Source organism: Flavobacterium sp. KACC 22763 (assembly GCF_028736155.1).
Classification (GTDB): domain Bacteria; phylum Bacteroidota; class Bacteroidia; order Flavobacteriales; family Flavobacteriaceae; genus Flavobacterium.
Genome location: NZ_CP117879.1, coordinates 1,692,120 through 1,718,088, shown reverse-complemented (window position 1 = coordinate 1,718,088; position 25,969 = coordinate 1,692,120). Strand labels below are relative to the sequence as shown.

The 25,969-nt window shown below is 36.6% G+C and carries 19 protein-coding genes, 2 tRNA genes and 3 rRNA genes; 12 read left to right on the top strand and 12 right to left on the bottom strand.

The window, feature by feature from the left end:
• The first annotated feature begins 352 nt into the window (after positions 1-352).
• From PQ463_RS07420 to PQ463_RS07385, 8 genes are all read left to right on the top strand, one after another.
• A complete protein-coding gene (locus tag PQ463_RS07420; RefSeq protein ID WP_274257022.1) occupies positions 353-1,900 on the top strand; it encodes an alkaline phosphatase family protein in 1,548 nt (515 codons plus the stop codon).
• A gap of 221 nt (positions 1,901-2,121) precedes the next feature.
• Complete coding sequence (locus tag PQ463_RS07415; RefSeq protein ID WP_274257021.1) at positions 2,122-2,406, top strand: hypothetical protein; 285 nt, start codon at positions 2,122-2,124, stop codon at positions 2,404-2,406.
• 237 nt (positions 2,407-2,643) lie between these two features.
• Positions 2,644-4,157 (top strand): 16S ribosomal RNA (locus tag PQ463_RS07410).
• Between the two features lie 130 nt (positions 4,158-4,287).
• A tRNA-Ile gene (locus tag PQ463_RS07405) sits at positions 4,288-4,361 on the top strand.
• A gap of 91 nt (positions 4,362-4,452) precedes the next feature.
• Positions 4,453-4,526: transfer RNA gene (locus tag PQ463_RS07400), tRNA-Ala, on the top strand.
• A gap of 126 nt (positions 4,527-4,652) precedes the next feature.
• Positions 4,653-7,535: ribosomal RNA gene (locus PQ463_RS07395) — 23S ribosomal RNA — on the top strand.
• A gap of 153 nt (positions 7,536-7,688) precedes the next feature.
• Positions 7,689-7,798: ribosomal RNA gene (rrf, locus tag PQ463_RS07390) — 5S ribosomal RNA — on the top strand.
• Together the 16S, 23S and 5S rRNA genes with 2 tRNA genes alongside form the textbook arrangement of a ribosomal RNA operon.
• A gap of 219 nt (positions 7,799-8,017) precedes the next feature.
• Complete coding sequence (locus tag PQ463_RS07385) at positions 8,018-9,067, top strand: proline iminopeptidase-family hydrolase (protein ID WP_443135196.1); 1,050 nt, start codon at positions 8,018-8,020, stop codon at positions 9,065-9,067.
• A 122-nt stretch (positions 9,068-9,189) separates the two neighbouring features.
• On the opposite strand, the gene PQ463_RS07380 is transcribed toward PQ463_RS07385, so the two are convergent.
• Entirely contained in the window at positions 9,190-10,029 is an 840-nt protein-coding gene (locus PQ463_RS07380) for an alpha/beta hydrolase family protein (RefSeq protein ID WP_274257019.1), read from the bottom strand.
• Positions 10,030-10,397: 368 nt separating this feature from the next.
• On the opposite strand from PQ463_RS07380, the gene PQ463_RS07375 reads away from it, so the two are divergent.
• Complete coding sequence (locus PQ463_RS07375) at positions 10,398-10,571, top strand: hypothetical protein (protein WP_274257018.1); 174 nt, start codon at positions 10,398-10,400, stop codon at positions 10,569-10,571.
• A gap of 218 nt (positions 10,572-10,789) precedes the next feature.
• Here PQ463_RS07375 and PQ463_RS07370 read toward each other — a convergent pair whose 3' ends face one another.
• The 4 genes from PQ463_RS07370 to PQ463_RS07355 all read right to left on the bottom strand — a co-directional run bounded on the left by PQ463_RS07370 (position 10,790) and on the right by PQ463_RS07355 (position 13,481).
• Positions 10,790-11,443: a response regulator transcription factor gene (locus tag PQ463_RS07370; protein WP_274257017.1), complete on the bottom strand. Its 654-nt coding sequence runs from the start codon at positions 11,441-11,443 to the stop codon at positions 10,790-10,792.
• A 3-nt stretch (positions 11,444-11,446) separates the two neighbouring features.
• The gene (locus PQ463_RS07365; RefSeq protein WP_274257016.1) at positions 11,447-12,220 is read right to left on the bottom strand and encodes a sensor histidine kinase; all 774 of its coding nucleotides are present in this window, start codon (positions 12,218-12,220) and stop codon (positions 11,447-11,449) included.
• The gene (locus tag PQ463_RS07360; RefSeq protein WP_274257015.1) at positions 12,217-12,597 is read right to left on the bottom strand and encodes a hypothetical protein; all 381 of its coding nucleotides are present in this window, start codon (positions 12,595-12,597) and stop codon (positions 12,217-12,219) included. Before PQ463_RS07360 ends, PQ463_RS07365 begins: the two co-directional genes overlap by 4 nt.
• A gap of 269 nt (positions 12,598-12,866) precedes the next feature.
• Positions 12,867-13,481, bottom strand: a complete 615-nt coding sequence (locus PQ463_RS07355; protein ID WP_274257014.1) for a hypothetical protein — start codon at positions 13,479-13,481, stop codon at positions 12,867-12,869.
• A gap of 317 nt (positions 13,482-13,798) precedes the next feature.
• On the opposite strand from PQ463_RS07355, the gene PQ463_RS07350 reads away from it, so the two are divergent.
• From PQ463_RS07350 to PQ463_RS07340, 3 genes are all read left to right on the top strand, one after another.
• Positions 13,799-14,221: a hypothetical protein gene (locus PQ463_RS07350; RefSeq protein WP_274257013.1), complete on the top strand. Its 423-nt coding sequence runs from the start codon at positions 13,799-13,801 to the stop codon at positions 14,219-14,221.
• 76 nt (positions 14,222-14,297) lie between these two features.
• Complete coding sequence (locus PQ463_RS07345) at positions 14,298-15,521, top strand: hypothetical protein (protein ID WP_274257012.1); 1,224 nt, start codon at positions 14,298-14,300, stop codon at positions 15,519-15,521.
• Positions 15,522-15,963: 442 nt separating this feature from the next.
• A complete protein-coding gene (locus tag PQ463_RS07340) occupies positions 15,964-16,614 on the top strand; it encodes an outer membrane beta-barrel protein (protein ID WP_274257011.1) in 651 nt (216 codons plus the stop codon).
• Positions 16,615-16,857: 243 nt separating this feature from the next.
• Here the strand turns inward: PQ463_RS07340 and PQ463_RS07335 are convergent, their stop codons facing one another.
• The 7 genes from PQ463_RS07335 to PQ463_RS07305 all read right to left on the bottom strand — a co-directional run bounded on the left by PQ463_RS07335 (position 16,858) and on the right by PQ463_RS07305 (position 25,943).
• A complete protein-coding gene (locus PQ463_RS07335) occupies positions 16,858-17,499 on the bottom strand; it encodes a class I SAM-dependent methyltransferase (RefSeq protein WP_274257010.1) in 642 nt (213 codons plus the stop codon).
• A 291-nt stretch (positions 17,500-17,790) separates the two neighbouring features.
• Positions 17,791-19,794: a RagB/SusD family nutrient uptake outer membrane protein gene (locus PQ463_RS07330; RefSeq protein WP_274257009.1), complete on the bottom strand. Its 2,004-nt coding sequence runs from the start codon at positions 19,792-19,794 to the stop codon at positions 17,791-17,793.
• Between the two features lie 12 nt (positions 19,795-19,806).
• Entirely contained in the window at positions 19,807-23,199 is a 3,393-nt protein-coding gene (locus PQ463_RS07325) for a SusC/RagA family TonB-linked outer membrane protein (protein WP_274257008.1), read from the bottom strand.
• 339 nt (positions 23,200-23,538) lie between these two features.
• On the bottom strand, positions 23,539-24,531 hold the full coding sequence (locus tag PQ463_RS07320; protein ID WP_274257007.1) for a hypothetical protein: 993 nt from the start codon (positions 24,529-24,531) through the stop codon (positions 23,539-23,541).
• Positions 24,532-24,541: 10 nt separating this feature from the next.
• Entirely contained in the window at positions 24,542-24,835 is a 294-nt protein-coding gene (locus PQ463_RS07315) for a hypothetical protein (protein WP_274257006.1), read from the bottom strand.
• 37 nt (positions 24,836-24,872) lie between these two features.
• Positions 24,873-25,535 carry a hypothetical protein gene (locus tag PQ463_RS07310; protein WP_274257005.1) on the bottom strand — a complete coding sequence of 221 codons (663 nt, stop codon included), beginning with the start codon at positions 25,533-25,535 and terminating at the stop codon, positions 24,873-24,875.
• A 9-nt stretch (positions 25,536-25,544) separates the two neighbouring features.
• A complete protein-coding gene (locus PQ463_RS07305; protein ID WP_274257004.1) occupies positions 25,545-25,943 on the bottom strand; it encodes a hypothetical protein in 399 nt (132 codons plus the stop codon).
• Positions 25,944-25,969 lie beyond the last annotated feature (26 nt).

Genomic DNA, 25,969 nt, shown 5'->3' with positions numbered 1-25,969 from the left:
TGGTCCCTTTTTTATTATATTTATTTCAACTATTAAGGTTAAATGTTCTTTTGAAAAACTAGTTATTTATTACAATAACAGCCAGATTATAAATGATGTTTTTATAAGATTTTAAATTGTAAATCCTTGTATCTTATTTATACCTTGCCATTGCTGAATCCATATTAAAAAAGGATTGCTGATTTTGCATCCGGAAATAAAAAGTAGAAAATGCTGTGAATGCAGAGAGAGCTAACTTGCTAAGCCTGTCCGTCAAGCTTTAATTTTAATAAAATGAGTAAAACTACTTGTATGGATCTGATTTTAATTATCGTAATTTACTTATGTTTAGTAAAATAAAAACAGTTAGAAAATGGAAAACCCAAACCAATTTGACGGACTGGAAACTTTTGAGCATATTGTGGTTCTTATGCTTGAAAACCGTTCTTTCGACAATCTATTAGGCTATCTCTATAAGAACGATGAGATACCACAAGAAAAATCTTTTGATGGGCTTTATAACCTGAATACTGATTATGGAAATCCTATTCCGACGAGAGCCAGCAGCGATCCTGGGAAGACAAGTATCTCTCCTTCACGTGCGGCTAACTACTCGATGCCATATCCAGATCCAGGTGAGGAATATCCGCATGTTAATACGCAGCTTTTCAATGTAATCATTCCTGAGAGTAATATTGGAAAGGCTGACGATAAAATGACGTCGCCTTATAATCTACCAGTTTCGACGACTGCACCTAGCATGAATGGCTTTGTCAATGATTATGAAAATACGCTTAGGTCAACCTACAATATTGAGAATCCAACATATGAACAGTATGAAGTAATCATGCAATGTTTTGAGCCTGACCAGATTCCAGCAATGGCGACTTTAGCGAAGGAGTTTGCAGTTTTTGACCACTGGTATTGTTCGGTGCCAAGCCAGACCTATTGCAATCGAGCATTCTGGCATGCTGCAAGCTCAGCGGGCAAAGTTATCAATCCCCTTGGCGAGGATGGAACAGGATTTCCTGGTATTGAAGGTGATCTGCATGATATGGATTCTTGGATAAAGGATGTCTGGTCACTACCTACTATTTTTGATCGTATGAATGATAATAATGTTTCATGGAAGGTCTATTCGCCTATTGCTCCTCTAAGTCTTACTTATATAGTAAATGGGACAGGAGAAGGAAAGGATAATACGCATGGACATCTTGACTTTTTCTTTGATTTGGAGTTTGGAACCCTGCCACAATATTCATTTGTAGAACCTCAGTTTCTTCATAAGCACAACGATCAGCATCCATCGGCAGTGAATCATGAGTTAGCTGTCGGGACGGTAAAATTAGGAGATGAGCTCATAAGGGAAGTATATGATGCTATTAAAAAAAGCCCAAAACGAGACAAGATACTTTTCATTATTACTCATGACGAGCATGGTGGCTGTTATGATCACGTGGCTCCACCAGAAACAGTACCGCCTACTGTAGGCATGAAGGGAGAGTGCGATTTCACTTTTGATCGTCTTGGTGTTCGCGTTCCTATGATAATGGTGTCTTCCTACATTCAGCCAAATACAATAGTCAACGGACAGTTTGAGCACGCGTCATTCATAAAAACGGTTTGCCAGAAATGGGGGATGGATCCGCTGACTGATAGGGACAAGGATCCTGATGTTTTACCATTTACAGAAGTTTTTTCCAATCAGAAAAGAACAGATTGGCCTGATATTCCATTAGATATGAGTTTAAAAGAGTTGCTTCCTGAGCCTGATACTAGTGGCGATCCTTTAAATGGACTTCAGAAAGCAATGCTAAACAGTTTATTGCATATTGAGAAGATGAAAGCTCTTGGACATACCCAACGAGAAGAAATACAGACAATTGGCGACATGATGAAATTTATCCAAAGATTTCAGTGAAATCAATTTCGCTTTGAATTTTGTATCTATAAAGTCTTTGAAGTTGTGTCTTTAGAATTTTTCTTAAATTTTTAAATCTAATTGGTATGCCATTTTTCTCTGAAGGCATATTTAAGGATTTTTAAAATGTAATTTTTCGAACTTTAAATTTCTATTTTGATATTGTTTAATTGGATAATTTTAGTAAAAAATCACATTTGAAAGAAAAATAGTACTGTGTTTTGATTTTTAAGTCATGTGTTATCAGTGCGTTAAGAAATAATCCGAAAAAAGATCAAAAAAAGCTGGGCAAAAGCATTGGAAAAGCGGAAAAAGGTTCTACTTTTGCACCCGCAACAGCGAAAAACGCTCTTAGACATTCCGGCAGCTTGATCACATTTGAGGAAAGAGATTTCCGAAAAAAAAGATTAAAAAAAGCTTGCGGGAAAAGAAAAAGCTTTTTACATTTGCACCCCGCAAAACACGGAAAGTTCCTTGAGATACTGGTAAGAAAAACGAAAAGATGAGGCGAAAAGAAAGCTTCAAAAATTTTTTAAGTTTTTCTTGCGAGAAACAAAAAGAAGTTTTAGTTTTGCACCCGCTTTGAGATACAGGCGAAGACAGAAAAAGATACGTTCGTAGACATATTGAATTGACAGCCGTTTTGAAAGAGATTTCAAAACAAAATAGAATAAGAGTAATGGAATCGAGAGATTCGAAAAGAACCGATAGATAAAGGCATCGAATATATAATATTAAAATATACGATGAAGAGTTTGATCCTGGCTCAGGATGAACGCTAGCGGCAGGCTTAACACATGCAAGTCGAGGGGTAGAAGTCTTCGGGCTTTGAGACCGGCGCACGGGTGCGTAACGCGTATGCAATCTGCCTTCCACAGAGGGATAGCCCAGAGAAATTTGGATTAATACCTCATAGCATAGCCAAACCGCATGGTTTGGCTATTAAAGTCACAACGGTGGAAGATGAGCATGCGTCCCATTAGCTAGTTGGTAAGGTAACGGCTTACCAAGGCTACGATGGGTAGGGGTCCTGAGAGGGAGATCCCCCACACTGGTACTGAGACACGGACCAGACTCCTACGGGAGGCAGCAGTGAGGAATATTGGTCAATGGGCGCAAGCCTGAACCAGCCATGCCGCGTGCAGGATGACGGTCCTATGGATTGTAAACTGCTTTTGTACGGGAAGAAACACTCCTACGTGTAGGAGCTTGACGGTACCGTAAGAATAAGGATCGGCTAACTCCGTGCCAGCAGCCGCGGTAATACGGAGGATCCAAGCGTTATCCGGAATCATTGGGTTTAAAGGGTCCGTAGGCGGTCTTGTAAGTCAGTGGTGAAAGCCCATCGCTCAACGGTGGAACGGCCATTGATACTGCAGGACTTGAATTACTGGGAAGCAACTAGAATATGTAGTGTAGCGGTGAAATGCTTAGAGATTACATGGAATACCAATTGCGAAGGCAGGTTGCTACCAGTGGATTGACGCTGATGGACGAAAGCGTGGGTAGCGAACAGGATTAGATACCCTGGTAGTCCACGCCGTAAACGATGGATACTAGCTGTTGGGCGCAAGTTCAGTGGCTAAGCGAAAGTGATAAGTATCCCACCTGGGGAGTACGAACGCAAGTTTGAAACTCAAAGGAATTGACGGGGGCCCGCACAAGCGGTGGAGCATGTGGTTTAATTCGATGATACGCGAGGAACCTTACCAAGGCTTAAATGCAGACTGACCGATTTGGAAACAGATCTTTCGCAAGACAGTTTACAAGGTGCTGCATGGTTGTCGTCAGCTCGTGCCGTGAGGTGTCAGGTTAAGTCCTATAACGAGCGCAACCCCTGTTGTTAGTTGCCAGCGAGTCAAGTCGGGAACTCTAACAAGACTGCCAGTGCAAACTGTGAGGAAGGTGGGGATGACGTCAAATCATCACGGCCCTTACGCCTTGGGCTACACACGTGCTACAATGGCCGGTACAGAGAGCAGCCACTGGGTGACCAGGAGCGAATCTATAAAGCCGGTCACAGTTCGGATCGGAGTCTGCAACTCGACTCCGTGAAGCTGGAATCGCTAGTAATCGGATATCAGCCATGATCCGGTGAATACGTTCCCGGGCCTTGTACACACCGCCCGTCAAGCCATGGAAGCTGGGGGTGCCTGAAGTCGGTGACCGCAAGGAGCTGCCTAGGGTAAAACTGGTAACTAGGGCTAAGTCGTAACAAGGTAGCCGTACCGGAAGGTGCGGCTGGAACACCTCCTTTCTAGAGCCCAAAGTGTTAGCCTCAGGGCACGCTTGGGAAATAAGATGCCGGACATTAGGTTCTGGATCTTGAAATTGCATTACTCTTGCTGTTAATTTAAAGAAATAAACTTTTAAGTAAAAAAAAACAGAGTCTCGTAGCTCAGCTGGTTAGAGTACTACACTGATAATGTAGGGGTCGGCAGTTCGAGTCTGCCCGGGACTACTTTTTAAGGCTTAAAGAGAAGGAAATTCTAGAGTTGAAGCGTTATGAATATTAATTCATAATTCATAATTCACAATTCATCATTAGATTTGGGGGATTAGCTCAGCTGGCTAGAGCGCCTGCCTTGCACGCAGGAGGTCAACGGTTCGACTCCGTTATTCTCCACAGTTCCGAAAGGAAAAAAGTTCATTGACATATTGAGATAAGAAAATAATAAGAAAGTAGAAAGCGTTTTTATTAGCAATAATAAAAACAAAACAAAACGGTCTTGTTTTAAGGAACAAGATTGGTGCAATAAGCAAAATAAGGGCGCATGGGGGATGCCTAGGCTCTCAGAGGCGATGAAGGACGTGATAAGCTGCGAAAAGCTGCGGGGACGGGCACACACCGATTGATCCGCAGATATCCGAATGGGGCAACCCGCTATATTGAAGATATAGCACACCGATAGGTGGGCAAACCCGCTGAACTGAAACATCTAAGTAGGCGGAGGAGAAGAAAACAAAAGTGATTCCGTAAGTAGTGGCGAGCGAACGCGGATTAGCCCAAACCAGGATTGTTACGGCATTGCTGGGGTTGTAGGACCGCGACATTTCTTGCATAAAGAATTAGAATCTGCTGGAAAGTAGAGCCATAGAGAGTGATAGCCTCGTATAAGTAATGAATGTAAAGGATAGCGGTATCCTGAGTAGGGCGGGGCACGTGAAACCCTGTCTGAATTTGGCGGGACCATCCGCTAAGGCTAAATACTCCTGAGAGACCGATAGTGAACCAGTACCGTGAGGGAAAGGTGAAAAGAACCGTGAATAACGGAGTGAAATAGATCCTGAAACCATGCGCTTACAAGCGGTCGGAGCCCCTTCGTGGGGTGACGGCGTGCCTTTTGCATAATGAGCCTACGAGTTAACGCTGCTGGCAAGGATAAGTGGTTAAGCCATGGATCCGCAGCGAAAGCGAGTCTGAATAGGGCGCTTTAGTCAGTAGTGTTAGACGCGAAACCGTGTGATCTACCCATGGGCAGGTTGAAGCTGTGGTAACACACAGTGGAGGACCGAACCGGTTGACGTTGAAAAGTCTTCGGATGACCTGTGGGTAGGGGTGAAAGGCCAATCAAACTCGGAAATAGCTCGTACTCCCCGAAATGCATTTAGGTGCAGCGCTGATAATAGTTATATAGAGGTAGAGCTACTGATTGGATGCGGGGGCTTCACCGCCTACCAATTCCTGACAAACTCCGAATGCTATATAATGTTTTACAGCAGTGAGGGCTTGGGTGCTAAGGTCCAAGTCCGAGAGGGAAAGAACCCAGACCATCAGCTAAGGTCCCCAAATATATGCTAAGTTGAAAGAACGAGGTTTGTCTGCCCAGACAGCTAGGATGTTGGCTTGGAAGCAGCCATTCATTTAAAGAGTGCGTAACAGCTCACTAGTCGAGCGGACGAGCATGGATAATAATCGGGCATAAGCATATTACCGAAGCTATGGATTTTGTGGCAACACAAAGTGGTAGGGGAGCATTCTGACAGGGCTGAAGGTGTATCGTAAGGTATGCTGGACCGGTCAGAAAAGAAAATGTAGGCATAAGTAACGATAATGCGGGCGAGAAACCCGCACACCGAAAAACTAAGGTTTCCATAGCTATGCTAATCAGCTGTGGGTTAGTCTGGACCTAAGGCGAACCCGAAAGGGACAGTCGATGGCCAACGGGTTAATATTCCCGTACTTCTTATTGCTGTGATGGGGTGACGGAGTGATGAAAGCGCCGCGAACTGACGGAATAGTTCGTTAAAGCACCTAGCTATAGGCTCTCTAGGCAAATCCGGAGAGTTTGGTGAAATGCGATAGTACTCGGAGTCTTCGGACAAAGAGATAGTGCGCCTAAGGGCTTCCAAGAAAAACCTCTAAACTTCAGGCAGTAAGAACCAGTACCGTAAACCGACACAGGTAGTTGAGGAGAGAATCCTAAGGTGCTCGAGAGATTCATGGCTAAGGAATTAGGCAAAATAGACCTGTAACTTCGGGAGAAAGGTCGCCCCGAGCAATCGGGGCCGCAGTGAAGAGGTCCAGGCGACTGTTTATCAAAAACACAGGGCTCTGCAAAATCGTAAGATGAAGTATAGGGCCTGACACCTGCCCGGTGCTGGAAGGTTAAGAGGAGATGTTATCTTCGGAGAAGCATTGAATTGAAGCCCCAGTAAACGGCGGCCGTAACTATAACGGTCCTAAGGTAGCGAAATTCCTTGTCGGGTAAGTTCCGACCTGCACGAATGGTGTAACGATCTGGACACTGTCTCAGCCATGAGCTCGGTGAAATTGTAGTAACGGTGAAGATGCCGTTTACCCGCAGTGGGACGAAAAGACCCTGTGCACCTTTACTATAGCTTAGTATTGACCTTGGATAAATGATGTGTAGGATAGGTTGGAGACTTTGAAGCGGCGTCGCCAGGCGCTGTGGAGTCATTGTTGAAATACAACCCTTTGTTTATCTGAGGCCTAACCCCGCGATGTGGGGGACAGTGCTTGGTGGGTAGTTTGACTGGGGTGGTCGCCTCCAAAAGAGTAACGGAGGCTTCTAAAGGTTCCCTCAGTACGCTTGGTAACCGTGCGTAGAGTGCAATGGCATAAGGGAGCTTGACTGAGAGACATACAGGTCGATCAGGTACGAAAGTAGAGCATAGTGATCCGGTGGTTCCGCATGGAAGGGCCATCGCTCAAAGGATAAAAGGTACGCCGGGGATAACAGGCTGATCTCCCCCAAGAGCTCATATCGACGGGGGGGTTTGGCACCTCGATGTCGGCTCGTCACATCCTGGGGCTGGAGAAGGTCCCAAGGGTTGGGCTGTTCGCCCATTAAAGTGGCACGCGAGCTGGGTTCAGAACGTCGTGAGACAGTTCGGTCTCTATCTACTGCGGGCGTTAGAAATTTGAGTGGATCTGATTCTAGTACGAGAGGACCGAATTGGACTAACCTCTAGTGTATCTGTTGTCCCGCCAGGGGCACCGCAGAGTAGCTACGTTGGGAAGGGATAAGCGCTGAAAGCATATAAGCGCGAAACCCACCACAAGATGAGATTTCTTTTAAGGATCGTGGAAGATGACCACGTTGATAGGCTACAGATGTAAAGGCAGTAATGTCACAGTCGAGTAGTACTAATAATCCGTAAGCTTATGCACACCCTTTTTCCCGAGCCAATGGCTCGGGAAGGAACTTTCTTAAATAAAGCTTATTTGTTTCTTTATCTCAGTATGTTAAAATATTGTTTAATTGATAATTAACAATTTACAATTGATAATTAATAATTAAAAGCTGCTTGCAGCGAATAGCCTTAAGGTGGTTATTGCGGCGGGGCTCACCTCTTCCCATCCCGAACAGAGAAGTTAAGCCCGCCTGCGCAGATGGTACTGCATCATTGTGGGAGAGTATGTCGTCGCCTTTCTTTTGAAAAACCCTATCCAAATCGGATAGGGTTTTTCTGTTTTATGCCGGTTTGGAATCGTCTTTAGCTAGAGATTTTTTATTTTCAATTATGCTTGCAATTTTATTTTAAAAGCGTCAGCGCATTTCTAAAACTGAATTGAATACAAGAATTTATTATAGAATGATATTTATTACCTTTAGCTTTTTAAATCAGAGGGTTAATATAAAACGAATGCTTATGACGGTTTACAGAAATATTTTTATAGGTGTTATTTGTGCGCTTCTTTTGTCGGCGTGCAATAATAAAAGTGATTTAAATAAACAAGATAGTAATCTTAGTTTATATTTAAAAGATACTGCATCTGGTATAAAGACTGGAGGAATAAAAGTTATTGATATAAATACTCCAAAAGGAAAGTTTAAAGTATGGACTAAACGAATTGGAAATAATCCTAGAATAAAACTGCTGTTGCTAAATGGAGGGCCGGGAGCTACTCATGAGTATTTTGAATGCATGGAAAGTTTTCTTCCTCAAGAAGGAATTGAATTTATTTATTATGACCAGCTCGGTACAGGTAATTCTGATAACCCTAATGATCCGAGCTTTTGGGATTTATCACGATATGTAGAGGAAGTGGAGCAGGTGCGTAAGGCTCTTAATTTGGATAAAAACAATTTTTATTTATTAGGACATTCATGGGGTGGAATTTTGGCGTCCCAGTATGCTCTTAAGTATCAACATAATTTGAAAGGGCTTATTGTTTCCAATATGATGATGAGTGCTATTGATTATGATAAATATGCAGATGAAGTGCTGGCAAAACAGATGGATCCAAAAGTGCTTGCAAGAATCAGAGAGATAGAGAAGAATAAAGATTTTGAAAATCCTGAATATATGCGATTGCTGATGCCTAATTTTTATTCAAAGCATATATTACGCTTAGCTTCTGATAAGTGGCCTGAACCCGTGAATAGGTCCTTTAGTAAAATAAACCAGTCGCTGTATGTAACCATGCAAGGGCCAAGTGAATTTGGGCTCTCAGGAAAACTTGAAAAGTGGGATATTAAAAAAGAGCTTCCAAAACTAATTGTGCCAACGTTATCTATAGGAGCCAAATATGATACTATGGATCCAGAACATATGAAATGGATTGCGTCTCAAGTAAAAAATGGCACTTATTTGTATTGCCCTAATGGTAGCCATATGAGTATGTATGATGACCAGGATATTTATATGAATGGTTTAATTAAGTTTCTTAGGGACACCGACGGAAGTAATGAAAAATAATGCAGACAGAATAGATTTTGGAATTTTGAAATTACAATATCTATGAAGAGAGAAAAATAAAATAAAGAGGAAATGGAGCTTTTTTTTAAAACTCTTCCTTAATTATGGTTATAGGAAGTGTTTTAATTTGATTTTTTTGCTTTTTTGGTGCTTAAAGCTTTCTCTTTTATCCATTGAATTGAAATATCAAAAGGTAGAGTAATATCTCCAGAAACAGTATTGTGCCCGAGTGACGGAAACAGAGTATACTCGAAAGGTTTGCCTTGAGCTTTCATTTCATTTAATTGTTCTATACAAAGCTTAACAGGAATCTGTATATCTTTCTCACCAAAAAGCCAAATTCCTGGAATAGAAAGAGTATTTAGAGAAGTTTTGGGATCAGTTGCAACGAATTGATATCGATCTGGATCATTTTTAGTATGCTCTCGAGCATCTGTTTCGGTATGGTTTTCCCAAAAATTATTATTTCCATTAGTATAAAACTGAAATCTAAGCTGTTCCAGAGTTGTAATGGTAGGGCCACTAAATAAGACCATAAATTTTATTTGGGGATTTTTGCTTGCAGCAATAGGGATTATCCACCCTGCCTGACTGAAACCAACCAATCCGATTGGTATTTTTTTATCTTTCAAATTGCTTCGAAAAGTATTTACTGCTTCACTTGCATCTTGAGATAATAGATTAAGATTGGCAGTGTCAATGTTATTTGTGCCTACAGATGGCCCCACATATATACCGCCAGATTCTCCAACTCCGCGTTTATCATATGTGAGTACGGCAATGCCTTCGCTGGCTAGACGTTTTGCAAATTCTAGCTCTCTTTTTACGGGATCAGAACCATGAACAATTACAACTGCTGCAAATATTTTTTTAGGTGTTAAAATGGAACCCGAAAGAGTGACACCCTCGCTTTCGAACTTTACATCTTGAATGGTAAAATCAGCGGATTGGGAAAATGCCATTTTAGGCAGAGTTATGAATAATAGTGAAAGAAATAAAATTTTAATGTTCATTCTTGTTTAATGGACCTTTAATATCGATTTTTAGATAGATAGCTGAAAATGATTGTCAATAATGTGAATTGCAATGTTTTTTCTGTAAATTATGTACTAGCTAATTGCTAATATAAGAAATATTAACTCAGTTAAAAGTAACTTCTTTCTTTTCTTAATTAAGAATGTAAATCATCGTTAAATATCCGACAAGTTTTTAATCCTCATTTTCCTTAATCCATTCGGCTTTTTCCTGCATTCATTGTTTTGTTGTTGAGTATCAAGTGACATCACCATACTTTTATTTCATCAAATAACTAGAACTAAAACTAAAAGAGATGAATAAAGAACTTACATTTTTAAGAACATTCGCCGCAGTTACGGCAATTAGTATAACCATGCTTGCTACGTTCGCATTCAAAAAATTAGGCAACCAAAGATTCAGTGAGATTGACATCGAGCGAATTAATATCATAGAAAAAGACGGTACAGTAAAAATGATCATTACCTAATGTAGAACGTTTTCCAATCGGGATAGACAAAATCAATAATCGTCCTACCAATTCTGATAGTAAGAAACGTTTGGGAATGGGTTGAGAAATAGAGGAGTGTTTAAAAATTAGTGATGATGTAAATTATCCAAAATGCAAAGAGAAAATGCTGGCTAAAGATTAGACGAATACTTATAAACAGTAGCGCAATTGTAAAGAGTGTTAGCTCTGGTGACCTATTACAAAAATGGTTCTGTCAGTCTGTGTTTAAAAGAAAATAGTACAAGACCTACTTTTGATTTGATGTTATATTTTTCAAATAAAGCTGCTCTGTACGCTTCTATTGATTTTATCGACAAATTCATAATTTCTGCCATCTGCTCATAGGTTAATTCTCTCTCGTCGCAAACCAATTTAAGGAAATCCAATTCTCTTTGAGTTAAAATAATATTGCTTTTTTTCTCGCCGCTGTTATCATAATTTCGAACACGTTTAAGAATTTCAGAAACGTTGTTATATCCTATTTTAATAATGTTATCAATAGCAAATTTCAAATCGTGGGCTGTACAATTCTTATGTAAAAATCCTCTTGCTCCATGATGATAAGCTGAATCAATTATTTGTTCGTCGAGATGCTGTGTTAATAGCAATATCTTAAACTCTTCTTCTTTTTCTTCCAGCATTTTTAACACTTCAATACCATTCATATATGGCATAGAATAGTCTAGAATGTAAATGTCTGGAGTTGGATTTATGGGGATTGCTTTCAGGAAATCTTCACCATTATCAAATTCATTAATTACTCTATAGTCTCCTATTTTGTGTAGCAATTCTTTTAGGCCTTGTCTTACAATAGAATGATCATCAATTATGCAAATATTGGTCTGTTCCATGTTTTATATTTTTTTATTTTCAGAAAGGGTAATTTTAGTACCAGATCCAACCTCGCTTTCTACAGTTAGATGATAGGCTATACTGTTAGCTCTGTTTGCCATGTTTGTCAATCCTAAAGATAATTGATCTTTTTTATCGGCAGAATTAAATCCTTTGCCATTATCTGTAATTGTCATTTTAAAGTGAGGTTTGGTTGTTATAGAAACATTCATTTTAGAAGCTTTGGCGTGTTTAAGAATATTACTAATGCATTCTTGAAATATGCGGTAAATAATTATCTTCTCATTATCGCTAAATTTCTTTACTACTATTTCTTCAAATGAGTAAATAATTTGAATTTTGTTATTTTTTTGCAACCTCTCTATTTCTATGATTATGGCTTTTATTACATCCTGTTGTAATAACATTTGGCTATTCAAGGCATGACTGATACTTCGTATGGATTTTGATAAATTGCCTAATGATTGCGATACTGGTTCTAATATTTTTTCTAATTCGGGAGAATCCAATTTCATGTTTTCTATTTGAAAATTGATATAGGTCAGCTGCTGGCCGGCATCATCATGCAGATCCTCAGAAATATTATTCAATACTTGTTCTTGGGTTTCAATTACAGTTTGCGTAATGGCTTTTTGGAAATTGAGATCCTTCTCATGTAGAAGTTCGGTATATTTTCTTATTTTATTAAAATAAAGACGAATAAGAATAACACAGAAAAACAGTATTAAGCCAATAAAAATAAACGCGATTATTATTCCTAGTACGATTTGATTCATTTGCGGTGGTATTTTTCTCTGTAGATGTAGATATTAATTAAAGAATAGTAGGCGATACAAACTATATTCACAACGAAAACATACAGTGTAACTTGGCCAAATAAAACTATTCCCGTTACCTGTAGTGGTTTAAATCCTAATATTAACCCCATACCAAAAAAGAAATATACTGGAGCAAACAGCAGTAAATAATTATTGGATAAGAAATACATTAAATTCTCTTCTTGTAACTGTCTATAACTTTCGTAAATGAAAAGTATAACATAAAGCAAGGCGCCAAAAATGAAAGTGTAATAGTTATTGGCATTTGTTATTTCTACAATCATAAAATTAATAGTAGAAAATAGTGCAAAAAGGCACAGTGTAATATTGGCCATTTTTTTACTGTTTATGTTTTCTCTAAATGCCAATATCCAAAGAACATCATGAAAAACAATACTGATATTGAATGGTATTCGAATTGACCGATTATTATATATTAAAATAGAGTTTACAAGTTCTGTAATAAAAACTACAAAAAGAATATACAGAAGATAACGGTGCATTTTAATTTTCCAGCAAAGATTGCATAAAGCAAAAAGCAGCGTTATTATAACGCATGCTTTTATGGGATTTATAATATCAAGTATATTCAATTTTATATGTTTTACAATGGCAAATTGTTAACGTGATGAATTGGAGGTTCAGTAGAATAATCATAATAATATGGTGCTCCGTTTACTTGAATAATAACAACAGGTTCTGTAGATGGAGTAGATTTTTCAGTTAAAGTAGCTAAACTGAATTCAAACTCACTATCATTATTTTTTACATATTTTTTTGCTAGACTTTTTATTAAAGCTGTCGAAAAACAATATTTTCCCTTTGTGTAGTCTGGCACCATTTCTACTGAAACAATCTGCTCTTTATCAATTACCACGGAAAGATAAGCGTCATATCCATGTTCTTTAATTATACCTTTAAGTTTTCCCCAACTAATAGCGTACTTTCCTTTTTTATTGCTGACAGTGCCTTTTACTTCATGTATTTTTAAGACAGCCTTTTCTAATGTATCTGGGCATACAAGATGTCCTTTCTTCTTTAGCCATGCAGTTTTTTTATCCAAATCAGATATGGTGTAATATTCTTCTAAAGTTATGCATTTAGCATTTAGCGTTTCGGGATCTGCACTGGTATTTGTCTCTACGTTATCGGGTTTTTCTTTTTTATTGCAGGCAGCAATGGTTAAAATAGCCATTAAAATTAGGGCGCATTTTTTCATGATTAAAGTTATTTCAGGGTTAATAATTTATTTCTTCAAATTTTATAATAATCCTCACTCACACATTAGGGTAAAACCCTATTTTAATAAGGTTTTATCTCTAATAATCAATTTATGCGCTAAAATAGCGATTTTCTTTTAAGAACAATACATATTGATAATATTCAGATAATTAGGTAAAAAACTACCCTCTTTTAGGTGTTTCCCCTAATACTAAAATTGGTGTCTGGAGTAGTTTTGGAATACATATTTCATAACACAACCAGGCAGCCGAAAAGGGAATTTATAGAGTAGGCATTACTATAAAATTAAATATTATGTACTTACAAAATTTACAACTTGAACCCCTTAATTACAATATTATTAAAAGCGAATTGCTGAATGATATTGATAATGAACCGATCCCTACATTAGATGAAGTTAAAGAAAGTTTAGCAGAAATGTATCAGCAGGCTAGTGAGGCCACATCACAGCTATATTATTCGAATCTAGAGAGTTTAACACAAGCTAGAACTGTAAACTTTTCTGCTTTACTGGCTGGCTCGAACTTATGGCAAAAATTGAGAAAATTTCTTTGCGAGTTTCTAACACCCGATTCAACGGCTTCTGAGATTATTGATAAAATAGTTGAGTTTATTGCCTCTTTTATTCCTGGTGGAGTTTTTATTAGCTATCTCGTAAAAATACTCATTAGATATATTTTGAATCTAGGATATGCAGAACTATGCCCTTTAAGCTAATCGGAACATAAAAATTAGGTTAATGTAAAATATAAGTTTTTCGAAATTTTAACCCTAAACTATAAACCATAACTATATGAGAACCAGAAAACAATTTTTAGGTTTGCTAATTATAATCAGCTGTAACTTGTTTGCACAAGATTGTAAGTGTGATAAACTTTTGCAAGATGGACTTTATTCATTTACTAAAATGACAAAGACCGAGTCTTTCAGTAAGGATTTAAGAACTTACTATTTGTCTGAGACTTTTAAGACAGATATGAAAAGCGGAAAATGGGGAAGCTCACTTACCATTCCCATTAAAGGTGTTCCGTTTTCAATAGGAATGAATGACAGCGATCAGAAATTCTCTGAGTTAAGAACTAGTCTTTTGGAAATTAGTGAATTAAATATTGATGAGGGAAGTGTGCAAGCATCGTTTGGATCCATTCCCAATACAAGTCTTTATGATGCTTTTGTTGAATGTAACAGAATATGCTATCAAAATGGCTCCGGATTTATTCAGGGAAAGAATCTAGAGACAGAAGATGCTGTTGTCTTTACAATATACTACAAGCCATCATCTCCAACAGATCCGATGCCGGTTGTTACCAATTTTAATATTTTGCCCGAAGGTAACCTTGTCAGCGGGGGTCTCAGTATCAATCAGAAATTGGCAGGTTTCACAACATTAATTACGTGTAAACGTCCGATTGATAAAGATCTGGTTTTGACTCTTCAGACAGACAGGGGAGGAATTACCAGTAAGGCATACGCACAAGAAAGTATTTCATCTGGCAAAGAAATCCCGATTGGTACTGTTATTTCATCTTATTTAAATTTTGAGCAGTTTAATACTGTTACAAAAAACAATGAAAAAAGCCCTGGGGGAATTTGGACTTCAAACAAAAGTAAATGGTCGCCTTGTGATGGCAGACCAGTTCCTAATTCGAAATTTCAAGCATTGACCTCTCAATCTTTGATACCAGATCTTAGAGGGGTGTTTGTAAGAGGATTGAATATATTTGATCCTAATCAGCCTGTTACGCCTATGACAGGAGAAAGAGGGGATTGGGATAGTCGTATTGTTGGAAGCTACCAGTCAGATTCATTTCAGGGGCATAAACACATTGACCAAGATAAAATAGCCATCTATTATGGCAAAGAATCCCCAAATGATCCTCATCAAAGGCATAATGTTACTGGTACTCCAGCAAACAATACTGCAGGTACTGTAAACGCTGGTTATGGCACTCCAAGAATTAGCAATGAAACCAGACCAAAAAATATATCACTTTATTATTATATCAGGATAAATTAGAAAACTCGTTTGTTATCAAATGAAAAATTTAAGGGTGCATTTGCGCCCTTAATTATTTTTCCATATTTAGATAATACAAATTCTGTTTTCACTACTAAGAAATATTATTGTTATTAATGAAGATTATTTGAGAAATCTTTTTTCTTATCAATTCATAGCTTAGAAAAAAAGCTTACTAAAGAACTTTATCTAAGCCTAGTAAATTTATGTTTGACAGCATTTTTATTTTTAGATAATCCATATGTTTTTTTAGAAATACTGTATAAATGTGGTTTCATTTTATAATTTGAAACATAATTGGCCTAGTATTATAGCTGAAAATCAATTTTGTAAGATAACTTTGGTGAGAAATAAGCCACTAATGCAAACTCTAATTATTTTTGATTAAGCTGACGGGCTTGAGAATAATAAATCCCTTTATTACAAACTAAAATTAAAAACTATGAAAAAGTATCATTTATTAGTTGTCTTTTTTTTCTTTTCACTGGCAATGTCAGCACAAAGCAGCCAGTCATTTTTGCTTAATCTGTACGGAGGGTATACTTTTTCCGACAGAGTAGATTTCGATTCCTCTTATGGAAAGGTTGAAGATGGTTTTGAATATGGTATAGGTTTGGAATATTTTATAATGGATAATGCATCTATAGAATTAAAATATAACAGACTTGATACACACATGCCTCTGTATACAAAAATACCTTTAAACAATGGAAATATTCCCGCTGGATCTCAGGTTAATGTTGGAGATGATAAAGGTGCTATCAACTATATACTAGCTGACTATACTTATTATTTCGGTTCAAGTTCACAAAAGGCGCTTCCTTTTCTAGGTGCAGGTTTAGGAGTAGCAATTCTTGAAACACCTAAAAGCGGTAGCGGAACGTATTTCGCTTGGGAGATTAAAGGTGGTGTGAAAGTAAAAACAAATTCACCATTGTCAATTAATCTTCATGCTTACTTGCAATCTATGTCGGCAGCTGTTGGATATGACTATTACTGGGATTACTATTGGGGACCAGTGGCAGTAACTGATTATGCATCAACATTTCAGTTTGGGCTAGGCGCTTCGTTGAGCTACGATTTCAGCAAATAATAACTTAGGTATTAGACTCTTAAAAGAGACTTAGAAATTTCTCAAGATTCTTAGTGTAAAAAAATACCAGTAGTTATTGATTGTGTATGGATAAAGACAGATATTTTTGATATCTGTCTTCTTTTTTTTATGAAATAGTGATTCTGCTGTGCAAACTTTGAGCAGTATTTTTTATATAGTGCTTTGAAATTGTCTGATATTAAATTTATTGATAAAATACACCAAAGATTTCTCCATATTATTTTAAATAGAAGATAAAAGAGTTGTGTTCTTGTTTTTGAAACTGCAAAATGTAAAATTCTGTATTTTGTCATTAGGAGTTATATGATTTACGGTAATACAAGAGATTTTCTCAAATTTATTTTCAAACTTTTTAGTCAAAGTCTGCTCTGAGTATTGCTTAATATCAAGTCCGCTACATTTAGTGGGGCCATTTTCTGAAAACGTTCCAATTATCAGGAAACCATTTACTGCCTGCTGTACAATATTCAGATATTTTGAAGTTTCTTCTTGTGTTGTCAAAAAATGAAAAGCTGCTCTATCATGCCAAACAGCATAGGTTCTTTCTGGTTCGAAATTAGTAATATCACTTATTATCCAGGTTACTTTTTGCGCTTGGTCTCCTAAACGTTTTTGTGCTCTTTCAATTGCTTTTGCTGAAATGTCCAGAACAGTAATATTCTTGTAGCCTAGTTTCAGTAAATGATCTACAAGTTTACTATCACCACCACCCACATCAATAATCTGAGCTTCTTTGGTTAACTCAAGAGAAGCAATAAAATTGAGTGAAGTTTCAGGTATTTCTTGTGTCCAGCTTACCTCACTAGGGCTTTTGGTTTCGTAAACGGTTTCCCAATGTTCCTTATTCTTATTATTATCTGCCATGATGTGTTTCTAACTTGAATTGTTTATGATGTTTAAATTGTGGTATTCTAAAGTTTCTAATTATATCAATATTGTGATGCCACAAATTTCAGCAGTTTATTTTTCTTGCACAGTTACTTTAGTCACAAAAGTGTTTTATTGATAAAATAAAGTCTATAAATATTCTTTTTGGCAAAAAAAAAGCTGTCCTTTTGAGACAGCTTTTTTTATTATAAAATTTCGAAAGATTAATATGAAGACTCAATAAAGTCAGTATTAATATTCTTTCGCTTTTGAATGGATCAAAAAAGATTAAATTTTACTTTCATCTTCAACAGCATCCTGCCATTTATCCCAAACTTTAACTCCTGCATCATATCCATCATAACCAAAATTCTGGCTTAGCTGACCTTTGATATTTGGTTCAATAGCAAGTCTATACGGAATTGGCCAGTAATTGTTTCGTTTGTCCATCGAATAAAACTTTACACCTGGTTTAAGAGAAATTCCAGCTGGATATTTATTGTAAAGTGTGTAATGAACAATACGCTGCCACCAGTAGCTTCCGCCAGTTGCATCTTTTCCTGATTGCTTATCCCAAGTGTCTTTGTTATAGGTATTTCCCCATTCATCTGCTTTTCCGCTTAGAGCTAAACAGTGTGAGATACGTTTTAACTCTACATTTCTCCATTCTTCCATATAAAGCTCTCGTCCTCTTTCTGCGCAAATATCACCAATTGTTACTGTGGTATACATTCTTGAAGCTTTTGCTCTAGCTCTTACTACATTCACATCTTGAGCTGCTCCAGAAACATTACCTTGATAAAAACGAGCTTCAGCACGTAATAAATAAGTTTCTGCTAAACGATAGATATACATATGTGCACTTGCTCCTGCAGTAGCACCTTGAAAGTCATTTGCTGCCGGATTGGCTTCGGCCACAACATCATGATAAAAGATTTTGTAATGAGGAAAATCAAACCAGTCACGAATAGAATCTTGTGCTAACAATTTCCCCGTAGCATCTTTCATTCTAAAATTTTGTCCAGCCCAAGTAGCGCTTCCGCCAGCTCCAGGAGCATATTTAAGATCTTCCATATTTACCCAGTTACCAACAGTGCTGTTATGTCTAAGATCAACCTTGTCTTCAACACCATTAACAACCCACATAGGATGCTGTGAATAGTAAGAACCACTAATTGTACCAATACCACGACCGATTGCTCTTTGGTAATCATACTTTGCATTATAATTGTTTTTATCATTCGATGGAAAACGAGGCGCTGCTGTTTTTCCGTCAGGGGTAATTAAGTTGGCATCATTCCAGTTTGGACCAAAAATTCTCATAGAAGAAAATGCTAAAAACGATTGAGCTCCTCCATTTGGTGCTACCAAGATAGCTTCTGTATTAGAACCAATTACTTTATTTTCTGGCCTGTGCAAATCCCAAATTACATTTCTTGTAATAGGCCATGCAGTAGGATTTCCTCCCGGATCAAAAATTCCTAAATTTCCTTGTACTAAAGAATAGCCTGATTGATTGATCAAAATATTGGCTTGCGCTTCAGCTTCTGCAAATTTGCCTGATGCTAAATAACATTTAATCAGCAGCTGACGGCAAGCACCTTTGCTAATCATACCTACATAACCAATTTTTGCTTGTTCTGGCACCCATTCTACAGCTTTCTCCATATCAGCTGTAATCATTTCAATAATGGCTTCTTTTTTAGTAGAATAATAGCTCTGCTTAGGTACTTCCAAAATTTTAGTAATCAAGGGTATATCTCCAAATTCATACACTAAGTTTAGATAACGATATGCTCTATGAAAATAAGCCTGTCCGATATATTTACGTTTAATATCTTCTGATAAAGTTGTTACTTTGTCAATGTAGGTCAACACCGTATTTGCATTTTTAATACCTGTATAAGCTTCAGTCCAAAGGAATCCAAGATAAATATGTTCTCCACCCGCATCTCTTCTGTAATCTCCAGTAGGAACGATGGTATTGGCATAATCAGCAATATTACTTCCTGTATCTGTTTTTCCATATTGCGCCATATCAGAGAAAAGATACTCTGTTCCAATTGGTACGCTAACACCAGAATAACCAAAGTGAATATAGTTATTACGCAATTGTTTATCGCACAATGCTAAAGTTGCCTGCAACCCAGCTTCTGTAGAAAATGTAGTTTCTGGTTCGTAGAACGAAAGCGGATCTGCTTCCAGAAAATCTTTTGAACAAGAACTAGAAAGCGCTGCCAATAATACAAAAGGCACTAGTCTTGAAATGCTATTTTTTATATATTTTTTCATTGTTGAATAATTTTAAAGTTGGAAATTAAAACCTAAATTAAACTGTCTTGTAGCCAGTCCGCCTGTTTCTGGATCTCCATAATATTTCCATTCTTTAGAAGCAGCCCATGTTGCCACGTTCTGAACAGAAGCATAGATTTTTATGCTTTTAATATGCACTTTATCCATAAGATCTTTTGGGAGTGTATAGGCTAATGAAATATTGTCGAGACGAATAAAACTACGGTCATATAATCTTCCTGGCGCAACTGGAGTTCCAGCAGGTCCTTTTGCATCAAGACGTGCCCATTCATTTGTTGGGTTGTCAAGTGTCCAATACGGATTCAGGTATGGATTAAAATTGAATTTATATAAACTAGAATCGTTGAACGTATTCATATAATTGGAATCAAGCGATTTGCCTCCCATATTTGAATACATGCTGATGCCTAAATCCCAATTTTTATAAATTTTGAAATCGTTACGTAGCATCCATTGCACTGGAGGATTTGAATTTCCTAAAAACTGTTTGTCTTTTTCATTATAAACGGCTTTTTTATAAGGATTTCCATCTGCATCTACTGCATCTACATCATCTGCTGTATAGCTGTTCGCCACTTTTGGATCTCCAGGACGCTGTCCGTATTTTTGAGCCTCTTTCCATTCGTCTTTCTGCCAAATTCCGGTTACTTTATAATCCCAGATTTGAGTGATTGGTCTTCCTATAAACCATCCATTAGCAGAGTCATCTCCTTCTTTTTTTCCAACAACATTACCGCTTGCATCCTTAATATCTACCATATTGCCATACAATGACACAATCTTATTCTCGTTATAAGAGATTCCGAATGAAGTACGCCATTCAAAGTTTGGTTTTCTCATGTTTAGCGTATTAAGACTCAATTCGATACCTTGATTTTGTACCTCTCCAAGGTTAGTAGCAATTGTTGAAAACCCTGTAAAACCAGGCAAAGATTGGCTCATAATCATGTCATGAGTAGATGATCTGTAGGCGTCTATAGTAGCAGTAATGCGATCATGTAAGAAACCTAGATCAAGACCTATGTTTGTTGAAGTTGTTTTTTCCCATTCCAAATTAGGATTTGCCATACGATCAAGAGATAAATACTTTATTTCAAGCGCTTTTCCTGAAGCATCTAGATACCCCATTGTTCCTGTATTTACCAAGTTTGCTAAAGAAACGTACGGATCTACAAGCGTTCTGTTTCCATTTTGCCCCCAAGACAAACGCAATTTACCTGTGCTCATCGCATCCCAGTTAAACCATTTTTCATTTTTAAAGTTCCATGCAACTCCAAAAGATGGGAAAACTGCATAAGGATTTGAAGCTCCAAATGCCGAATATCCGTCACGGCGTATAGTAGCTGTAAGCATATAACGATTATCAAACGAATAGAAAAGTCTAGCCATTAATGCATCTGCGGTTTCATGCGTATCGTTTGATCTAATAGCACTATTTGCCATTGTTGCCGTATTTATGTAGTGAAATCCTAAAGCATCTGAAGGCTGAATATTATAAGCATCTATCTCATCTGACCAATAACGACGCTCCTCAGCTTCTTGAACAAAAGTGGCAATAATGTGATGTTTTTGTGCAATAGTATAATCCCATGTAATGGTATTATTCAAGTTATAATCAAATCTTGTCGAATTATTTCTGTTTACCCCTGTAGTAGCTGCAGGCCAGTTTGGATTCTGCGTAGATCTGAAATAACGGTCGTGAAAAAATTGATAGCGAGGAGCAATATTAAAGGTATAAGTAATACCTGCTGGCAGACTTACTTTAGCATTGAAAATAGTGTTCAATGTGGTATATCCCGTCTCTTTATCAATAAATTGACGCTCATAGTAATAGTTGTAATTCTGTCCAGAAACATTTTTCCCCATTGGCTGTCTTTCATAGTTTCCATTTGCATCTATAAAAGTTCCAAACGGACTGGTTCTCATCATATTATTAAACCCAGAACGCGTGTCTAAAGAAGGGGTAACATCTCCATCAGATCGATCTTGAAAATTAACGTTTAATCCAAGGTCAAGCCAATCTGTAACTTTAGCATCAACTTTCATGTTAGAACGAGCAGATTTATAATCATTTCCAACAATCGCTCCTTCTGAAGTTAAATAGCCAAAAGACATATAGTAATTTACTCTATCACTTGCTCCAGAAATACTCAAATTATTATCATGATTAATTCCTGTTCTAAAAGAGCTGTCACTCCAGTCGTGTGTTTTATTGGCTAAGAAATTTGCCATCAAGGAAGGATCAAAATTTAATCCTAAACGATTTCCCCATACTTCTTTACTGCTTTTTCCATTTGTTTGAGAAGCAGGCTGATACGCTAACCATTGTGCTTCTGTAATGCCCCATTTAGCTAAATCATTTGGATTTGAAAAATAGCCTGGTTTTCCATTAGCCACTGTTCCTGCTATAAATGCTTCGTATTGTCCTGTAGCAGGGTTAACGCCATAAGTTTGAGCAGTTTCCCAATCTTCGCGGTATTTTAAGTAGCCTTCAGGAGAATATACGCTACGATAAGCGCTCTTGTTGCTAATGGTTGTGTTTGTGGTAAAGCTTATCATAGGTTTTCCTGTTTTACCTTTTTTGGTTGAAATAAGAATAACTCCCGCAGCCGCTCTCGAACCGTAAACAGATGAGGCCGAAGCATCTTTTAAGATATCAAGCTGGGCAATATCGTCAGGATTGATTTCTGAAAGCTCACCATAAAATTGCATTCCATCTAGAATAATAAGCGGTGCATTGTGAGGACCACTTTTTTCATCCTTATTAGTACTGGCAGTATAGACAGAAGTCTGCCCACGAATTTGTATTTTTCCGCCTCCTTTTGCTGAAGGATCATAACCAACTCGTACACCAGGAGTTCCTCTTAAGATATCTTGAACTGTCTGCGGATTTTGGTTTACTAATCTATCAGGAGAAACCTGAGCAATTGCCCCTGTTAAATCCTTTTTCTTCATTTTACCGTATCCTACAACTACAACTTCTTCGAGAGAAGATGTTGCTCTTTGCATCTTTACATTTACGGTGGTTTTTCCTTTTACGGAAACTTCAGTATTGGTATAGCCCATAAAAGAGAATACTAATACGGCATTTTCATTTTCTACTTTTAAAGAAAATTTCCCATCAAAATCTGTTAAGGCAGCATTTTTACTTCCTTTTTCTAAAACGGTAACACCAGGGAGCGGCATACCATTTTCATCATTGATCTGTCCAGTGATGGTTTTTTGCTGTTGTACATTTTGCGATTTCGCAGCACCTTTAGAACTAATGGCATATCCGTGGACTTGGGATAAAGAAAACAAAACGCAGAATAGCATCAATTTTGTTTTCAAACTAAATCCAGATACACCATTAGGACCCATTTTAATCCTGATAAAATTTGTCATTTTGGTTGGTAATTTGGTTAATTGAATAGTTAGTTTTGGAAATTGCTTATTACACCAATCAATTGGAGGTAATCAGTAATTTCGTGTGCAAAATTGACTAATAATGACTTTTAGAAGGAGAAATAAAATACATTTTTGGGTGCAATAAAGTCCTGAAAATATATTTTCATGGGTTTTTTAGCAATAAAAAATATTTTCTGTAAAAAAAATATTAAAAAAATGAGAATAAGATGTTTTGCTTTTCAAAACGAAGTTTGAGAAATGCGCTTGGAATCTGATTTTTTAAAATAGGTCTTGCAGAAGCTATTCAATTAATTAGGCGAAATTTTAAAAGTAATATTAAGGTTTTGAAGGATATAGATCTTTTAGAGGAATGACAATGCCGTTTTTAGATATTTCACATTTAGGGTAATCATTTTTATGTACTTTAAATGTAAAGTGAATATCGCCAGACGAATTCGTTTCATTTAATTTTCTGAAAGCATTTAAAATTTCAATTGGAGATAATTCGTATTGAATATTGTAATCTTTTTTATTCTTCCAATAGATATAAAAGATTTTAGGAATACTTCGAATCGCAGCGGTATCGGCATCTTCTGAGATTTCTATTCTATCTTCTTTAAATGAATATACATAAACACTTTTCAATACATCTTGTTCTTCTAATTCTACTTTTGCTGCCCATTTGTATTGGTTTTGAAGCAAATCAGAATAATCAGTGATGTTTTCAATGCTTTTGTAACGATTGTATTTTTGACCTAAAGATTCTTCATAAACGAGCATATCCAAATTTCCTTCAGTTTCTTTTGCTATAAATGTTTCTACAAGCAGAGACTCTGTATTTGCTTTTTCATTTGGGATTATCTTTAAAAGAATTTTGCCTTGAGAATGTACTTCTAAAATTAAAATAGGAACGACATCTTTTTCTTTAACCAAACCTTTCATTTTCTCATAAGAAAGTGGAGTTGTAAGTTGATAAAATTTGCGTTCGTCTATAGAGAAATACTTTAGGTTGAGAGAATCGGGCAAAAGTTCTTCCTGCCAGATTTTGAAGAAAACAGAATTTTCACTTCTGGCACTGGTTACTCGTTTTGATTCAGAATCGATATCACTTTTAGAATGGTTGAAATTATTATAAAAAGTGGCATCTATGATTTGAATGCTATTTGAATTTCCTACTGTTGAATTTTCTGAAACACTATGAATTTCAGCATTCCAAAACATTTTGTCTTGCTCTTTGTTTTTAAATCTAGTTGCGAAATAAAGGATAATTAAAACAACCAGAACTATAGCTAAGATGATGTTGATATAATCGAGTTTTGTGTTTTTCATGGTCGCTCAATTAATGTTGATATGCTTTTGCTAAAGCACCAAAATAAGAGAATACCGCAAATGCCATAATTGAAGCAACTACCAGAAATATAGAAAAGTATTTGAATTCTTTTTTATACGGAATGTCATTGAAAAATATCGAAATCAAGACTGAAATTAGTGGAATTGTAAAGCAGAATAATGGCATAAGTGAGCCTCTATAAGCAGAAGAAGCTGAGATCAGATTTATGTAATCCATATAATTATACAGAGCTATTTCTATACAAAACAATAAGATAATGGTAATAAAAGGATTGTTTCTCATGTATAAATGATATTTGGATTTTTAAATATAATAAATGTTATTCTTCATTCTGATTAATTTGTGAATAGATTTTGCCTTTCCAAAACAGGGGTTTATTTGGGTTTTCAGGATGTTCAAAAACAAAGTCGAATTTTGCTTTTAGAATTCCATTATTCCATAAAATTGTATCAATTTTGATGTCACCTTTTTTACAAACATAAATCTGTTTTTTTGCAGAACCCGAAATGCTGTTTAACTCGATTTCAGGTACACATTTATTTTTTATAATTTTCAGAATCAAACTGCTATGAGTCGCTGCATTTTTATTGGTAGAACAATAAATAGTATCTCTGCCGATTTTTTTAACGGTAATAAAATTTGTTCCCGACCATTCATAACTGTTAGTTTTAGATTTAATCGAATGAAATAGGTGAGTGGTATCTACCAGCTGATAAAACCTTGCCAAAGAATCTTTAAAGATTCTGCCATTTTCATCTTTCATTCGGTCAGTCTCTTGCGGGCAAAATCCATCGCAGCTTAATTGTCCAAAATCATTTCGATAAACTCCTTCCGGATAATCCCAGTCTTTTGCGAATGAAAAATCACCAGATACATTTTTCTGCCAATTAATTTTAATTTCTAAATTTTCATTCTTTTCAATGATTGAACTGCCAGTGAAAAAGAAGATTATCAAGAAAGCGTATATAAATAACTTTATCATTGGAGTTTATTATTCTGATTTTATAAATGAGAGATACTTTTCGTCGCATTGCGTAAAATGCACATATTCATTCATTGAATTTCCGTAATTCTGAATTTGTATTTTATCGGTATCATATATTCCGCCGATTTTTCCAAAAGCCAAATAAACAGTGTCATCTTCATTCTTTTTTCCAAGTTTACCTTTTGAAATAATTTTATTCTTATCGAAAATTAGAAAAAAATATCCATCGCTTTTCTTTTCGATTTTAATTTTAAACCTCGAATTTTCGCAAGATGTCAAAACATAAACTCCAGCAATTTCTTGATCATTATTGAAATATAAAATTGAAGATTCCTGTTTTTGTAAAGCATTGATAAAAAGGAAAAAGCTCGAAAGCGTATAAAGGATAAAGTTTTTGTAAATCATGATTAGTAGATAAAAATAGTAAACAG

What these genes read in the sequence shown, in the direction of transcription:
- PQ463_RS07375 (WP_274257018.1), top strand. Translation starts at nt 10,398, where the DNA reads ATGAATAAAGAACTTACATTTTTAAGAACATTCGCCGCAGTTACGGCA.
- PQ463_RS07335 (WP_274257010.1), bottom strand. Translation starts at nt 17,499, where the DNA reads ATGGCAGATAATAATAAGAATAAGGAACATTGGGAAACCGTTTACGAA.
- PQ463_RS07325 (WP_274257008.1), bottom strand. Translation starts at nt 23,199, where the DNA reads ATGACAAATTTTATCAGGATTAAAATGGGTCCTAATGGTGTATCTGGA.
- PQ463_RS07380 (WP_274257019.1), bottom strand. Translation starts at nt 10,029, where the DNA reads ATGGCATTTTCCCAATCCGCTGATTTTACCATTCAAGATGTAAAGTTC.
- PQ463_RS07420 (WP_274257022.1), top strand. Translation starts at nt 353, where the DNA reads ATGGAAAACCCAAACCAATTTGACGGACTGGAAACTTTTGAGCATATT.
- PQ463_RS07320 (WP_274257007.1), bottom strand. Translation starts at nt 24,531, where the DNA reads ATGAAAAACACAAAACTCGATTATATCAACATCATCTTAGCTATAGTT.
- PQ463_RS07360 (WP_274257015.1), bottom strand. Translation starts at nt 12,597, where the DNA reads ATGGCCAATATTACACTGTGCCTTTTTGCACTATTTTCTACTATTAAT.
- PQ463_RS07365 (WP_274257016.1), bottom strand. Translation starts at nt 12,220, where the DNA reads ATGAATCAAATCGTACTAGGAATAATAATCGCGTTTATTTTTATTGGC.
- PQ463_RS07310 (WP_274257005.1), bottom strand. Translation starts at nt 25,535, where the DNA reads ATGATAAAGTTATTTATATACGCTTTCTTGATAATCTTCTTTTTCACT.
- PQ463_RS07385 (WP_443135196.1), top strand. Translation starts at nt 8,018, where the DNA reads ATGACGGTTTACAGAAATATTTTTATAGGTGTTATTTGTGCGCTTCTT.
- PQ463_RS07345 (WP_274257012.1), top strand. Translation starts at nt 14,298, where the DNA reads ATGAGAACCAGAAAACAATTTTTAGGTTTGCTAATTATAATCAGCTGT.
- PQ463_RS07330 (WP_274257009.1), bottom strand. Translation starts at nt 19,794, where the DNA reads ATGAAAAAATATATAAAAAATAGCATTTCAAGACTAGTGCCTTTTGTA.
- PQ463_RS07305 (WP_274257004.1), bottom strand. Translation starts at nt 25,943, where the DNA reads ATGATTTACAAAAACTTTATCCTTTATACGCTTTCGAGCTTTTTCCTT.
- PQ463_RS07350 (WP_274257013.1), top strand. Translation starts at nt 13,799, where the DNA reads ATGTACTTACAAAATTTACAACTTGAACCCCTTAATTACAATATTATT.
- PQ463_RS07315 (WP_274257006.1), bottom strand. Translation starts at nt 24,835, where the DNA reads ATGAGAAACAATCCTTTTATTACCATTATCTTATTGTTTTGTATAGAA.
- PQ463_RS07355 (WP_274257014.1), bottom strand. Translation starts at nt 13,481, where the DNA reads ATGAAAAAATGCGCCCTAATTTTAATGGCTATTTTAACCATTGCTGCC.
- PQ463_RS07370 (WP_274257017.1), bottom strand. Translation starts at nt 11,443, where the DNA reads ATGGAACAGACCAATATTTGCATAATTGATGATCATTCTATTGTAAGA.
- PQ463_RS07340 (WP_274257011.1), top strand. Translation starts at nt 15,964, where the DNA reads ATGAAAAAGTATCATTTATTAGTTGTCTTTTTTTTCTTTTCACTGGCA.